Here is a 570-nt window from a genome sequence, read left to right as displayed (position 1 = left end):
AGATGAATGAATACACAGCTTAATGTGATGGTGATTGATGACCATCCACTACAAACCACAATACTTACGCAGATATTGAATCGCTATTGCGCGCAAGTAACGTCCTTCAACGGTGTCGATGATGCGATTCAATGTGCGCAACGTCAGCATTTTGATGTGATTTTTTGCGATATCCAGATGCCAGGAAAAGACGGCATCGACATGATGGAAATGCTCGATCAGATTCAATACCAAGGACAAGTTGTGTTAGTCAGTGCGATGGAGCTGACCATCATCTCTGCGGTGCGTGCCATGTGCGAAGAGTTTAGCTTTGAGGTGTTAGGAAAGCTGCCTAAGCCGTATGACGAAAACGAAGTGGTTGAACTGCTGAGCCTAATGAAAGGTGAAAAAACCAAAAAGGCGACGTTTATTCAACCCATCGAAGTGCAAGACCAAGAGTTCTTATTCGCGTTGGGTGAAGGGCGAGTGAAAAACTATTACCAACCGCTGGTGGATGCGCAAAGTGGAGAGGTGCTTGGGTATGAAGCGCTTGCGCGTTCGAGTCATCCGATTTATGGCGTGTTGTCGCCT

At 46.5% G+C, this 570-nt stretch carries 1 protein-coding gene; it reads left to right on the top strand.

Going from position 1 to position 570, the window contains the following annotated elements; translation table 11 throughout:
• Positions 1–6 precede the first annotated feature (6 nt).
• A partial coding sequence (locus tag R8O11_RS30005; RefSeq protein ID WP_318195232.1) for a response regulator occupies positions 7–570 on the top strand: 564 nt, incomplete at its 3' end.

It is taken from the genome of Vibrio sp. 1288 (genome assembly GCF_033344475.1).
This window is presented reverse-complemented; position numbering and strand designations above follow the sequence as displayed.